The following is a 12518-nucleotide window of genomic DNA, read 5'->3' as shown; positions in this document are numbered from 1 at the left end:
ACACCAGGCCAGAAGGCCCTCACCCATTTCAAGATCCCTCAGCGGAGACCTACATCACCCGTCCACAACCTCCCTGGACAGAACACCTAGGGCCGTCCCAGGGCCCGCGCGAGGTAGCCCGCCGTGCGGCCCGCGCCCGCGGCGGCGACCTCCGCCGGCGTGCCCGCCGCGACGATCCGCCCGCCGTCCGTGCCGCCGCCCGGACCCAGGTCGATCACCCAGTCCGCGCCCGCCACCACCTCCATGTCGTGCTCCACGACCACCACCGAGTGCCCGGCGTCCACCAGCCCGTGCAACTGCTGCAGCAGCACCCGCACATCCGCCGGGTGCAGCCCGGTCGTCGGCTCGTCCAGCACGTACAGGGTGTGGTCGCGGCGCAGGCGCTGGAGCTCCGTCGCCAGCTTGATCCGCTGCGCCTCGCCGCCCGACAGCTCCGTGGCCGGCTGTCCCAGCCGCAGATAGCCGAGCCCGATGTCCTCCAGCGCCCGCAGGCTGCGCGCCGCCGCCGGGACCGGCGCGAAGAAGGCCGCCGCGGACTCCACCGTGAGACCCAGCACCTCCGCGATGTTCAGCCCCTCGTACCGCACGTCCAGGGTCTCGGGGTTGTACCGGGCCCCCGCGCACTCCGGGCACGGCGCGTACGTACTCGGCAGGAACAGCAGCTCCACCGATACGGACCCCTCGCCCTGGCAGGTCTCGCACCGGCCGCCCGGCACGTTGAAGGAGAACCGGCCCGCCTTCCAGCCGCGCGCCCGGGCCTGCGGAGCCGCCGTGAACAGCTTGCGCACCACGTCGAACAGCCCTGTGTACGTGGCCAGGTTGGACCGCGGGGTCCGGCCGATCGGCTTCTGGTCCACCTCCACCAGCCGCCGCACCGGGAATCCCGGATCCGTGATCCGCTCCCCGACCTCCCGGGCGAGCACCTGGCCCACCAGCGTGGACTTGCCCGACCCGGACACCCCGGTGACCGCCGTGAACACCCCGAGCGGGAACTCGGCGTCCACGCCCCGCAGGTTGTGCCGCTCGACAGCGGTGAGCCGGACCGAACCGCGGGCCTCCCGCACCGGCCGCCGTCCCGGCTCGGCCCCGGCCTCCGCCCCGGCCCCGGCCTCCGCCCCGGCCCCGGCCTCCGCCCCGTCCGACGCGAACAGGTGCCGCGCCGTCGCCGACTCCGCCACGCCCGCGAGCTCCTGCGGCGGCCCGCTGTACAGCACCCGCCCGCCGTGCTCCCCGGCCAGCGGACCCACGTCCACCAGCCAGTCCGCATGCCGCACCACGTCGAGGTGGTGCTCGACCACGAACACCGTGTTCCCCGCCGCCTTGAGCCGGTCCAGCACGCCGAGCAGGGCCTCGGTGTCGGCCGGGTGCAGCCCCGCCGACGGCTCGTCCAGCACGTACACCACCCCGAACAGCCCCGACCGCAGCTGCGTCGCCAGCCTCAGCCGCTGCAGCTCGCCCGCCGACAGGGTCGGCGCCGTGCGGTCCAGGCTCAGGTAGCCGAGCCCGAGCTCCATGACCGGCCCGATCCGGGACCGCAGATCCCCGGCGAGCACCCGGGCCGCCTCCCCGCCCGCGGGCGCGCCGTCCCGTACCCCGTCCGGCACGGAGGCCAGTACGGCGTCCAGGGCGGTCAGCGGAAGCGCCGCGAGCTCCGCGATCGTACGGCCCGCGAACGTCACGGCCAGCGCCTCGGGGCGCAGCCGCCGGCCCTCGCACACCAGGCACGGGGAATCGGCCAGGAACCGCTCCGCCCGGGCCCGCAGCGTGGCGCTCTTGCTGTCGGAGAAGGTCCGCATCACATACCGGTGGGCGCTCATGTAGGTGCCCTGGTACGGGCGTTGGATGCGGTCCGCGTCCCGCACCGGATGCACCGTGACCACGGGCTGCTCCTCGGTGAACAGGATCCACTCGCGGTCCTTCGCCGCCAACTCCCGCCAGGGCGCGTCCACGTCGTACCCGAGGACCTCCAGGATGTCCCGGAGGTTCTTGCCCTGCCAGGCCCCGGGCCAGGCGGCGATGGCGCCCTGACGGATCGACAAGCCGGGATCCGGCACCAGGAGTTCCTCGCTGGTGCGGTGGACGCTGCCGAGACCGTGGCAGGAAGGGCAGGCGCCGGCCGCCGTGTTGGGGGAGAAGGCGTCCGAGTCGAGGCGCTCGGCGCCCGGCGGATAGGTCCCGGCACGCGAGTACAGCATCCGCAGGGAGTTGGACAGCAAGGTCACCGTCCCGACCGAGGACCGCGAACCGGGGGAGGAGCGGCGCTGCTCCAGGGAGACCGCGGGCGGCAGCCCGGTGACGGAGTCCACCTTCGGTGCGCCGATCTGGTGGATGAGGCGGCGGGCGTACGGGGCCACCGACTCGAAGTACCGGCGCTGGGCCTCGGCGTAGAGCGTGCCGAAGGCCAGGGAGCTCTTCCCGGATCCGGAGACCCCGGTGAACACGGTCAGGGCGTCGCGCGGGATGTCCACGTCGACGCCGCGCAGATTGTGCTCCCGGGCCCCCCTCACCCGTACGAAGGGGTCGTGGTGGGTCTCGGGCGCGGTGGACTGGTGCATTCGCCCCAGTTTACGGGCAGCTTCCCGGGACTGCCCGAGGTCAGGGCCCCTCCGGGCCCGCCGACCCGGCCACACGGGCCAGCCGCTCGAAGGAGTCCAGCAGCGCCGTGCGGTCGTACGTGGAGGTGGTGACCAGCAGCTCGTCCGCGCCCGTCAGGTCGGCCACCTCGGCCAGCTGCGCCGCGACCTGCTCCTCGGTGCCGTGGATGTGCCCGGCGAGCCCGTCCTCGTACAACTCCCGCTCCTTCGGGCTCATGGCCAGCGCCTCCACCTCCTCCGCCGGGCGCAGGGGCGGGAAGCTGCCCCGGGTGCGCGAGTACGCGAGGGACCAGGCCTCCGGGACCAGGATGCGCCGGGCGGCCTCCGCGGTCCGCGCCACGGCGACCGTCCCGGACACCACGACGTACGGCTCCGGTCGGGCGGCCGAGGGGCGGAACTGCGCGCGGTAGCGCTCAACGGCCTCCGTGACCCGGTCCCGGGCCCGCAGGTCGCCCACCACCAGCGGCAGCCCGGCCCGGGCCGCGATCCCGGCGCCCTCGCCGGTGGCGAGCACGTACGCCGGTATCCGCAGCCCCTCCGCCGGGCGGGCGTGCACCTCGGGATGTGCCTGCTGGCTGCCGTCCAGCCAGCCCAGCAGCTCCGCCAGCTGCTCCTCGAAGCGGTCGGCGTCCCCGGTGCCGCGGCCCAGCGCCCGCCGGATCCCGCCGGTGAAGCCGACCGAGCGGCCGAGCCCCATGTCGATCCGGCCGGGGAACAGCGACTCCAGTACCCCGAACTGCTCCGCGACCACCAGCGGTTGGTGGTTGGGCAGCATCACCCCGCCCGTGCCGACCCGGATCCGCCGGGTGGCCCCGGCGACGGCCGCGGCCAGTACGGCGGGCGCGGAGCCGGCGACTCCGGGGACGCTGTGGTGCTCGGACACCCAGAAGCGGTGGTAGCCCAGCCGCTCCGCCGCGCGGGCCAGCTCCACGGTGTCGCGCAGGGCCTGCGGGGCCGGGTGCCCCTCGCGGGTGCGGGACCGGTCGAGGATGGAGAGTTTGCGGATCACACAAGGCTGTAACGCGCACGCGCCGAAAGGATTCCCTGCCTAATCTGACCCGTATGAGTGACAGCAACGACCGCCGGCCGCTGGCCGTCTTCGACATCGACAACACGCTGGCCGACACCGACCACCGCCAGCACTTCCTGGAGGCCCGGCCCCGGGACTGGGACGGCTTCTTCGGCGCGGCCCCGGCCGATCCGCCGCTGGCGCGCGGGGTGGAGCTGGCCGTGGAGCAGGCGGCCGACTGCGAGGTCGTGTACCTGACCGGGCGCCCGGAGCGGTGCCGCGCCGACACTCAGGAGTGGCTGAACCGGCACGGGCTGCCCGAGGGGCGGGTGTGGATGCGCGGCAATCAGGACCGCAGGCCGGCCCGGTCCACCAAGCTGGAGGTGCTGCGGCGGATCGCCCGGGGCCGGGAGGTGCGGATGCTCGTGGACGACGACGAGCTGGTCTGCCAGGCGGCGCGCGCCGCGGGCTTCAGGACGGTCCTGGCGGACTGGGCCGCGGACGCGCCGGAGCTCAAGTCGGCACAGGAGGGGGAGGGCCGCACCTGATCCGCGGCTCGCCCACGCCCACGCCCGCGCCTGACCGCAGCTGCACCCGCGCCTGACCGCGCCCGCGCCCACGCCTGACCGCGCCTGCACCCGCGGCCGCCCCGCACCTCGCCCGCACCCGGTCCGTGCGGGGCCCGCTAGTCCTCGCCGTCGAGGCGGAACCCGACCTTGAGCCCCACCTGGTAGTGCGCCACCGCGCCGTTCTCGATGTGCCCGCGCACCTGCGTGACCTCGAACCAGTCCAGATTGCGCAGCGTCTGGCCGGCCCGGGTGATGCCGTTGCGGATGGCCTGATCGATGCTCTCGGGGGAGGTGCCGACGATCTCGGTCACCCGGTAGGTGTGGTTCGACATGGGTTCTCCCGACGGTGGGGGGCTTTTGCCTCGTTCCACGGTGCCCCAGTAAGTCCGTCTCCGCGAACTATGCGTGAACAGTCCCGAGCGGCAGGGCCTTGACCCGCCCATTGGTCTATGCCAATTTCAAGCCATCTCCGAGACCGGACTCCAGAAGGTGACCTTCGTGAAGATGCGCTTCCTCGCCGTGTGCACGGCCCTCGCGGCCGCGACCGCCCTCACCGGCTGCAGTCAGCTGGCGGGATCGGCCGCAGGGGAGCAGAAGGTGACGCTCTGGCTGATGAAGGGCAGCGCCTCGGAGGACTTCATCGCGAAGTTCACCTCCTCCTTCGAGAAGGAGCACCCCGGCGTCGACCTGGAGGTCAAGATCCAGGAGTGGACGGGCATCGGCGAGAAGGTCAACGCCGTGCTCGCGGGCAAGAGCGCCGAGAGCGCCGACGTCATCGAGGTCGGCAACACCCAGGTCGCCCAGTACATCGAGACCGGCGGCCTGTCCGAACTCACGCTGGAGGGCCTGCGCGAGTGGGGCAGCAAGGACTGGCTCAAGGGCCTCTCCGATCCGGGGAGCATCGACGGGGCCCAGTACGGCGTCCCGTGGTACGCCGCCAACCGCGTGGTGATCTACAACAAGGACCTCTTCGCGAACGCCGGGATCAACGCCGCGCCCAAGAACCGGCAGGAGTGGATCCAAGCCACCCAGAAGCTGGACAAGGGCGACCGGCAGGGCATCTACCTTCCCGGTCAGAACTGGTACGTCCTCTCCGGGTTCATCTGGGACGAGGGCGGCGAGCTCGCCGTCGAGACCGGCGGCGAGTGGGTCGGCACCCTCGACGACGACAAGGCCCTGGCCGGCATGGAGTTCTACAAGCAGCTCCAGGCCCTCGGCGACGGCCCCAAGAACGCCGACGAGGAGACGCCCCCGCAGTCCGAGGTCTTCGCCCGCGGCGAGGTCGCCCAGATCATCGCCCCGCCCGGCCAGGCCGCCGCCATCGAGGCCGCCAACCCGGCCCTCAAGGGCAAGCTCGGATTCTTCCCGGTCCCCGGCAAGACCTCCGACAAGCCCGGCGCCGTCTTCACCGGCGGCTCGGACCTGATCATCCCCGAGCGGACGAAGCACCGCAGCCAGGCCGTCGACGTGATCACCGCACTGGTCAGCGAGACCTGGCAGACCGAACTCGCCCGCACGATGAGCTACGTGCCGAACAAGGCCACCCTCGCGCATGTCGTCGACGGCAACGAGGGCGCCGCGAGCATGGCGCCCGGAGCCGCCCAGGGGCGCGCCACCCCGAAGTCCGCCCGCTGGGCCGAGGTCGAGGGCAAGAACCCGATCAAGCCCTACATGACGGCCGTACTCACCGGACAGGACCCGAAGGAGGCCGCCAAGGCGGCCTCTGACATGATCAGCAAGGTCCTCAGCTCCGACCGGTGAGCCCGACCGGTGAGCCCGGCCGAGGGGCGCTCGCCGAAGGCCCCTTCCCGAGCGGCGCTCCCCGAAGGGCGCTCCCCGAGCACCCCGCGAGCCCTGGTCGAGCCCGAGCCGAGCGCCGCCTGAGAACCTCCCGAGTGCGTTTCGACCAGGTGTCGAGCTCCCGTCCGGCGGGTGTCGAGCCCCGGCGCGCCCGCCGAGTTCAGCGTTCGCACATCCAAGTGCCGCTGCGCGGTCATGTCGAATCCAGCCAGTCACGGAAGAAGTAAAGGAGCCAGGCCGAACCACCTGCCGACCTGGCTCCCGTGCCCGGATCAGGAGCCGCCATGACCATCGCCCCCCTGTCCCCGTCCACCCTTCCCCCCACCGTGACCTCGGCCGTCACCCCCCTCCTCACCGCCGCAGCCGTCCCCGCAGCCGCCCCCGTCGCGGCCCCCGCAGCCCTCCCCGCCGCCCCCCACTACACCGTCCGCCTCGCCCGTGACGAGGACGAGGTGCGCGCCGCCCAGCGCCTGCGCCACCTGGTCTTCGCCGGCGAGCTCGGCGCCCGCCTCGACGGACCCGAGCCGGGCCTCGACTCCGACGCCTTCGACGCGTACTGCGACCACCTCCTCGTCGTCGAGGAGGAGACCGAGCAGGTCGTCGGCACCTACCGGCTGCTGCCGCCCGAGCGCGCCGCCGTCGCCGGCCGCCTCTACTCCGAGGGCGAGTTCGACCTCTCCGCCCTCGCCCCGATCCGTCCGGACCTCGTCGAGGTCGGCCGCTCCTGCGTCCACCCCGACCACCGCAACGGCGCCGTCATCGCGCTGATCTGGGCCGGCCTCGCCCGCTACATGGACCGCTCAGGCCACAACTGGCTCGCCGGCTGCTGCTCGATACCGCTCGCCGACGGCGGGGTGCTGGCCGCCGCCACCCGCGAGAGCGTCCTCACCCGCAACCTCGCCCCCGAGGAGTACCGGGTCAGCCCGCACCTGCCCTGGAACCCCGAGGGCATCACCTTCCCGGCCCGCGTGGAGCTGCCCCCGCTGCTCCGCGGCTACCTGCGCCTGGGCGCCTGGGTCTGCGGCGAGCCCGCCCTCGACGCCGAGTTCGGCTGCGCCGACCTGTACGTCCTGCTCTCCCTGCGGCGCACCAACCCGCGCTACCTCAAGCACTTCCTCTCGCTCGTCCCGGCCGCATGAGCGTCTGGCTGCCCACCTCGCCCTGCACCCCCGAGGCCTGTGCCGGCCACGAGGGGGAGCGGGCGGGCCCCGTCCGCGCGGTGCTGCGGCTCACCGCCGCCGTCGCCCTGATCCTGCTCGGGATCCTGGGCTCCCAGCCGGTCCGGCTGCTCCCCGCCCGCCCCCGCCAGGCGCTCGTGCGGGCCTGGGCGACCGCCCTGGTCCGGTCCTTCGGCATACGGATCACCATGCAGGGGAGCCCCGGCCCGGGCGGCGGCCGCCTGATCGTCGCCAACCACATCTCCTGGCTGGACATCCCGCTCGTCGCCGCCGCCATGCCCTGCCGGATGCTGGCCAAGAGCGACATCGGCCACTGGCCGGTGCTCGGCCCGCTCTCCCGGCAGAACGGAACCCTGTTCATCGAGCGGGAGCGGATCCGCGCCCTCCCCGGCACCGTCGAGGCCATCACCCGCGCCCTGCTGGCCGGCGACCGCGTCACCGTCTTCCCCGAGGGGAGCACCTGGTGCGGGCGCGCCCGGGGACCGTTCCGCCGGGCCGCCTTCCAGTCCGCCCTGGACGCCCGGGTGCCCGTACAGCCCGTGCAGCTCGCGTACCGGCTGCCGGACGGTAGCCCTGCCGGGACGCCCGCCTTCGTCGGGGACGATCCGCTGACCGCCTCCCTGTGGCGGATCGCCCGGGCCCGCGGGGTGCGGGCCGAGGTCCGACTGCTGCCGCGGATCCCGCCGGGCCGGTACGCGGACCGGCGGGAGCTCGCGGCCGCCGCTCAGGCGGCCGTCGCCGCCGCGTCCGTCCCCGTCGTGCCCGCCACCTCGGTCCCCGCCACCTCAGCCCCCGCTTCCTCCCTGCTCCCGGGGGTGCCGGCCCAGCCGAACTCGCCGTCGGCCACCGACAGGGACAGGGCGAAGCGGCCCTCCGTGTCCGTCCACCACTGAGTCAACTCCAGCCCGGCCTCGGCGAGTTCCCTCCGTACGCCCTCCTGGCGGAACTTCGCGGAGACCTCCGTCAGGATCTCCTCGCCCGCCGCGAACGGCACCACAAGATCCAGCGCCCGGACCTTCACCACCAGCTCCGACCGGGCCCGCAGCCGCATCTCGATCCACTCCTGCTCCCGGTTCCACACCGCGACGTGTGCGAAGTCCTCGATGGGGAAATCGGCGCCCAACTCCCGGTTGACGACGGCCAGCACGTTCTTGTTGAACTCGGCCGTCACCCCCTGCGCGTCGTCGTACGCGGCCACCAGCACGGCCTCGTCCTTGACCAGGTCCGTCCCCATCAGCAGGGCGTCCCCGGGCGACAGCATCGCCCGTACGGAGGCCAGGAACACGGCGCGCTCCGGCGGCAGCAGATTGCCGACCGTGCCGCCGAGGAACACCACCAGACGGGGCCCGGGCGCGTCCGGCAGCCGCAGCGGCTTCGTGAAGTCGGCCACCAGCGCGTGCACCCGCAGCCCCGGGTGCTCCGCCAGCAGCGTCTGCGCCGCGCCCTCCAGGGCGCTGCCGCTCACGTCCACCGGGATGTACGTGTCCAGCGCGGGCATCGCCTCGATCAGGTGCCGGGTCTTCTCCGAGGAGCCGGATCCCAGCTCCACCAGGGTGCGCGCCCCGCTCGCCGTGGCGATCTCCCCGGCCCGTGCCAGCAGGATCTCCCGCTCGGCGCGCGTCGGGTAGTACTCGGGCAACCGGGTGATCTCCTCGAAGAGTTCGCTGCCGCGCGCGTCGTAGAACCACTTGGGCGGCAGCACCTTGGGGGACGCCGTCAGTCCGTGCAGGACGTCCGCGCGCAGCGCGGTGTCGGCGGAGTGCTCGTCGAGGGTGCGGGTCAACTGGAAGTCGCTCACTGGGAGGTCTCCTTCAGCGGGGTCAGATCGACCCGTGTGCCACGGGCGGTCAGCAGGGTCCGGTCGGGTACTTCGCACCAGCGGGAATCGTCGTCGTACGGCTCGGACGCCACCACGGTGCGCTCGGCCGCCGCGTCGGCCAGGTACCAGAGCGAATCGCCCCAGGCCGTCGCGGCGATGCCGGTGCCGTCGGTGAGCAGCAGGTTCAGCCGGGAGCCGGGCGAGGCCGCCGCGAGCTCCCGCACGGGTTCGGCGAGCGCCGAGCCGAGGTCGTCCCCCCGCTGCAGCCGGTGCAGCACCAGTGCCCAGATCAGCGCCGAGTCCGTGCTCGCGGCCAGGGACAGCAGCTCCGCGGGCGGCAGGGCGGCCGCGAGCGGCGCCACCTCGTCCGGCCAGTCCCGTACCGCGCCGTTGTGGCTGAACAGCCACGGCCCGGCGGCGAAGGGCGCTGCCGCGGCCTCCCCGTCCGCCCCGAAGACGGTGGCGTCCCGTACGGCGGCCAGGGCGGCCCGGGCACGGACGACCCGGGCCAGATCGGCGAAGTTGGGGTCCCCCCAGATGGGGCCGGCCCGCCGGTAGCGGGCGGGGGCCGGATCGCCCTCCGCGTACCAGCCGACGCCGAAGCCGTCGGCGTTGACCGTGCCGTGGCGTTGCCGGCGCGGTTCCCAGGACTGCCGCACGAGCGAGTGCTCGGGCTCGGTCAGCAGCCGGGCCAGGGGTATCTCCGGTCCGATGAAGGCTATGTGACGGCACATCAGGCATCCCTCGCGGTCCGGAACCCGGAGAAGATCTGCCGGCGGACCGGCAGGTCCCAGTTGCGGAAGGTGCCCCGGCAGGCCACCGGGTCCACGGCGAACGAGCCGCCGCGCAGCACCTTGTGCTCCGGCCCGAAGAACACCTCCGAGTACTCGCGGTACGGGAAGGCCCGGAATCCCGGGTACGGCAGGAAGTCGGAGGCGGTCCACTCCCACACGTCGCCGATCAGCTGGCGCACCCCGAGCGGGGACGCCCCGGCCGGGTAGCTTCCCGCCGGGGCCGGGCGCAGATGGCGCTGGCCGAGGTTGGCGCGGTCCGGGGTCGGGTCCTCGTCGCCCCAGGGGTAGCGGGTGGAGCGGCCGGTGTCCGGGTCGTGCCGGGCGGCCTTCTCCCACTCCGCCTCGGTGGGCAGCCGGCGCCCCGCCCAGCGCGCGTAGGCGTCCGCCTCGTACCAGCTGACGTGCAGTACGGGCTCGTCGGCGGGCACCGGCTCGGTCGTGCCGAAGCGGCGGCGCAGCCACTGGCCGGCCTCCCGGCGCCAGAACAGCGGCGCCTCGATCCCGTGCCGGTGTATCTGGTCCCAGCCCTCGGGGGCCCACCAGCGGTCGTCCCGGTAGCCGCCGTCGGCGATGAACGCCTGGTACGCGGAGTTGGTCACCGGGGCCGTGTCGATCCAGAAGGCCCCGGTGTCCCTGGTGTGCGCGGGCCGCTCGTTGTCCAGCGACCAGGGCTCGGCCGAGGTGCCCATCGTGAAGGGGCCGCCGGGAACCAGGACTTCTGCGGCCGCGGGCGGCGGTCCCTGCGGGGGGGCCGGATCGGGCGCGGTGAGCACCGGCTCGCCCGGGCGCAGCTGATGGGTGATCAGCATGGTCTCGTCGTGCTGCTGTTCGTGCTGGGCGATCATTCCGAACGCGAAACCGTCGTCCAGCAGCGCGGATCCCTCCAGTGCGGTGCGCTCCAGCAGGTCGAAGACCCGGCCGCGCACCTCGGCCGTGTAGCGCCGGGCCTCCGCCGGCCCCAGCAGGGGCAGCTTCGGCCGCTCCGAGCGGGGGTGCTGGAACGCGTCGTAGAGCGGGTCGATCTCGGGGTGGAGGGAGGCGTGACCGGCGACGTTGCGCAGCAGCCAGAGCTCCTCCTGGTTCCCGATGTGGGCCAGGTCCCAGACCAGCGGGGACATCAGCGGGGAGTGCTGGGCGGTCAGGTCGCGGTCGCTCACGGCATCGGTGAGCAGGGCGGTACGGGTGCGGGCCGCGGTCAGGGCGGCGAAGGCCCGTTCGCGCAGGTCGGCGGGTGTCCCGCGGGTGGGCGCCGGGTGCGGCGGCGTGCGGTCGGCTGAAGGCGATGCGGTCATGAGCGGGCCCCCGTCCCGGTGAGCTGCAGGTATCCGTCGTCGGCCGGGCAGCGGCCGCGCAGGGTGAAGCGTTCGGTGAACGCGCCGACCACGTCTTGGACGTGCCTGCTCGCGCCGAGGCGCGGCAGTGCCTCGGCGGCGGCCCGGAAGCAGGCGGCGGCGGCGGTGCGCAGTTCCGGATCGGCCAGGCCGTGCCGGGCGGCCGTCTGCCACAGCGGGTTGCGCGGCGCGGGCCGGGAACCGTGGGCGTCGGCCAGCGCCTTCGCCACCCGGTACGCGCTCTCGGCGGCCTCCGGGTCGTCGAACAGCGCGTGGACGACGGCCACCGGGACCAGCCAGCCGTCGTCGCCGGGCTGGGCGTCGATCATCCGGAACTCCAGGTGGCCGCGCGGGCGCACCGGCGGGAACAGCGTGGTCAGGTGGTACTCCAGGTCCTCCGCGGTGGGCGGCCGCAGGCCGTTCGGGCCCGGGGCGCCGTCGCCGCCGGCCCCGGCCCCGGCTCCGGCGGCGCGCAGCCAGTCGCGGAAGGTCATGCCGCGCGGGACCGGCCACGGCCCGTCGCCGGCCGACCGTACGCACATCACCTCGGTGTCCAGCGCGTGCCGGGTCCAGGCGCTGCGGGGTTCGCCGTCCAGGGGCGGGGCGAGCGAGCGGCGGGCGTCGAGATCGTTCCAGATCCCCTGGCGGGAGCACCGCCAGCCGGCGTACGGCCCCTCGTGCGCGGGGGAGTTGGCGAAGGCGGCCACGAACACGGCGCCCAGCAGGTGCGCCAGCCGCCAGCGCCGGCCGTACCCCAGCGGGCCCGGCTCCTCGTACCCGGCGTCCACACAGACCTGCACGGAGGCGGAGGAGCACATCATGGCGCGCCCGGCCGGGCCGGTGCGGTCGAAGTAGGTCTCCATCGCGTCGTAGCGCGGGCTGCTCAGCAGGCGGCGCAGCGGCCGGCGCGGATCGCGGCCGGTGCCGCGCAGGGCCAGGCCCTGGGAGCGCAGTGCGGCCCGTACGGCGGTGAGGTCGGCCTGCAGGCCGTCCAGGCAGCCGGTGAGCGAGGGGGCGGGCGCGGAGCTGAGCTCCAGCTGGCCGCCGGGCTCGACGGTGAGCCGGGAGTGCAGGGGAAGGGCGCGGGCCGCGTCGTGCGCGGCGGTGAGCCGGTCGGGCGGCAGTGTCTCGCCGGGCCGCTCGGCGTCCAGTACGAGCCATTCGAGCTCGGCGCCGAGGGTGCGGGGCGGGCCCGTCTTGAAACAGATGCCGTGGACCAGGTCCTCGGCGGCGGTTTCGCTGAGAGCGGGTGGGTCGCCCAGGGCCTGCGGGTCTGGTGGTGCGTACGAGTCCTGTGGCACGGCAGGGTCTCCTGTCCACGGGTGCGACTTGACCATGCCTACCTACCCGTCCTTGTCGGCCTGAAAAGGGGGGAGCGGGCCACCGCGCGGAAAACCTCTGGCCGCGGGTGGTTGCTGCTGCCG

General features: G+C 74.0%; 10 protein-coding genes and 1 pseudogene. 4 read left to right on the top strand and 7 right to left on the bottom strand.

The window, feature by feature from the left end:
* Positions 1 to 86 precede the first annotated feature (86 nt).
* The gene (locus ACIBAD_RS16635) at positions 87 to 2555 is read right to left on the bottom strand and encodes an ABC transporter (RefSeq protein WP_398907349.1); all 2469 of its coding nucleotides are present in this window, start codon (positions 2553 to 2555) and stop codon (positions 87 to 89) included.
* A 40-nt stretch (positions 2556 to 2595) separates the two neighbouring features.
* A complete protein-coding gene (locus tag ACIBAD_RS16630; protein WP_398907347.1) occupies positions 2596 to 3603 on the bottom strand; it encodes an LLM class flavin-dependent oxidoreductase in 1008 nt (335 codons plus the stop codon).
* A gap of 53 nt (positions 3604 to 3656) precedes the next feature.
* Between ACIBAD_RS16630 and ACIBAD_RS16625 the strand changes: the two genes are divergently transcribed.
* Positions 3657 to 4151: an HAD family acid phosphatase gene (locus ACIBAD_RS16625; protein ID WP_134069527.1), complete on the top strand. Its 495-nt coding sequence runs from the start codon at positions 3657 to 3659 to the stop codon at positions 4149 to 4151.
* A gap of 137 nt (positions 4152 to 4288) precedes the next feature.
* Here ACIBAD_RS16625 and ACIBAD_RS16620 read toward each other — a convergent pair whose 3' ends face one another.
* Positions 4289 to 4504, bottom strand: coding sequence for a dodecin (locus ACIBAD_RS16620; RefSeq protein WP_030159985.1), 216 nt, complete (start codon positions 4502 to 4504; stop codon positions 4289 to 4291).
* Positions 4505 to 4670: 166 nt separating this feature from the next.
* Here ACIBAD_RS16620 and ACIBAD_RS16615 point away from each other — a divergent pair, with 166 nt between their 5' ends.
* The 3 genes and pseudogenes from ACIBAD_RS16615 to ACIBAD_RS16605 form a co-directional block, all read left to right on the top strand.
* The gene (locus ACIBAD_RS16615) at positions 4671 to 5933 is read left to right on the top strand and encodes an extracellular solute-binding protein (protein WP_398907344.1); all 1263 of its coding nucleotides are present in this window, start codon (positions 4671 to 4673) and stop codon (positions 5931 to 5933) included.
* Between the two features lie 323 nt (positions 5934 to 6256).
* On the top strand, positions 6257 to 7111 hold the full coding sequence (locus ACIBAD_RS16610; RefSeq protein ID WP_398907341.1) for a GNAT family N-acetyltransferase: 855 nt from the start codon (positions 6257 to 6259) through the stop codon (positions 7109 to 7111).
* Positions 7108 to 7635: pseudogene (locus tag ACIBAD_RS16605) on the top strand (lysophospholipid acyltransferase family protein); the annotation flags it as partial. The gene ACIBAD_RS16610 and the pseudogene ACIBAD_RS16605, both read left to right, overlap by 4 nt.
* 239 nt (positions 7636 to 7874) lie before the next feature.
* Here the strand turns inward: ACIBAD_RS16605 and egtD are convergent.
* Genes egtD through egtA form a run of 4 tightly spaced genes read right to left on the bottom strand, consistent with a single transcriptional unit; the run spans position 7875 to position 12395 of the window.
* Positions 7875 to 8948 carry an L-histidine N(alpha)-methyltransferase gene (gene egtD / locus ACIBAD_RS16600; RefSeq protein WP_134069525.1) on the bottom strand — a complete coding sequence of 358 codons (1074 nt, stop codon included), beginning with the start codon at positions 8946 to 8948 and terminating at the stop codon, positions 7875 to 7877.
* A complete protein-coding gene (gene egtC / locus ACIBAD_RS16595) occupies positions 8945 to 9703 on the bottom strand; it encodes an ergothioneine biosynthesis protein EgtC (RefSeq protein WP_398907339.1) in 759 nt (252 codons plus the stop codon). Before egtC ends, egtD begins: the two co-directional genes overlap by 4 nt.
* Positions 9703 to 11055 (bottom strand): ergothioneine biosynthesis protein EgtB, encoded by a 1353-nt coding sequence (gene egtB / locus ACIBAD_RS16590; protein WP_398907337.1) that lies wholly within the window; start codon positions 11053 to 11055, stop codon positions 9703 to 9705. Before egtB ends, egtC begins: the two co-directional genes overlap by 1 nt.
* Positions 11052 to 12395 carry an ergothioneine biosynthesis glutamate--cysteine ligase EgtA gene (egtA, locus tag ACIBAD_RS16585; RefSeq protein ID WP_398907335.1) on the bottom strand — a complete coding sequence of 448 codons (1344 nt, stop codon included), beginning with the start codon at positions 12393 to 12395 and terminating at the stop codon, positions 11052 to 11054. The genes egtB and egtA overlap by 4 nt, the downstream gene beginning before the upstream one ends.
* Between the last annotated feature and the right edge of the window lie 123 nt (positions 12396 to 12518).

It is taken from the genome of Streptomyces sp. NPDC051109 (genome assembly GCF_044455885.1).
In the GTDB taxonomy this organism is placed as follows: domain Bacteria; phylum Actinomycetota; class Actinomycetes; order Streptomycetales; family Streptomycetaceae; genus Streptomyces.
The sequence above is the reverse complement of the archived record's forward strand: the minus strand, read 5'-3'. Positions and strand labels throughout refer to the sequence as shown.

Bases quoted from the DNA above. Each gene is read 5' to 3' on its own strand.
- ACIBAD_RS16635 (WP_398907349.1), bottom strand. From the start codon at position 2,555: ATGCACCAGTCCACCGCGCCCGAGACCCACCACGACCCCTTCGTACGG.
- ACIBAD_RS16625 (WP_134069527.1), top strand. From the start codon at position 3,657: ATGAGTGACAGCAACGACCGCCGGCCGCTGGCCGTCTTCGACATCGAC.
- egtB (WP_398907337.1), bottom strand. From the start codon at position 11,055: ATGACCGCATCGCCTTCAGCCGACCGCACGCCGCCGCACCCGGCGCCC.
- ACIBAD_RS16610 (WP_398907341.1), top strand. From the start codon at position 6,257: ATGACCATCGCCCCCCTGTCCCCGTCCACCCTTCCCCCCACCGTGACC.
- egtC (WP_398907339.1), bottom strand. From the start codon at position 9,703: ATGTGCCGTCACATAGCCTTCATCGGACCGGAGATACCCCTGGCCCGG.
- ACIBAD_RS16620 (WP_030159985.1), bottom strand. From the start codon at position 4,504: ATGTCGAACCACACCTACCGGGTGACCGAGATCGTCGGCACCTCCCCC.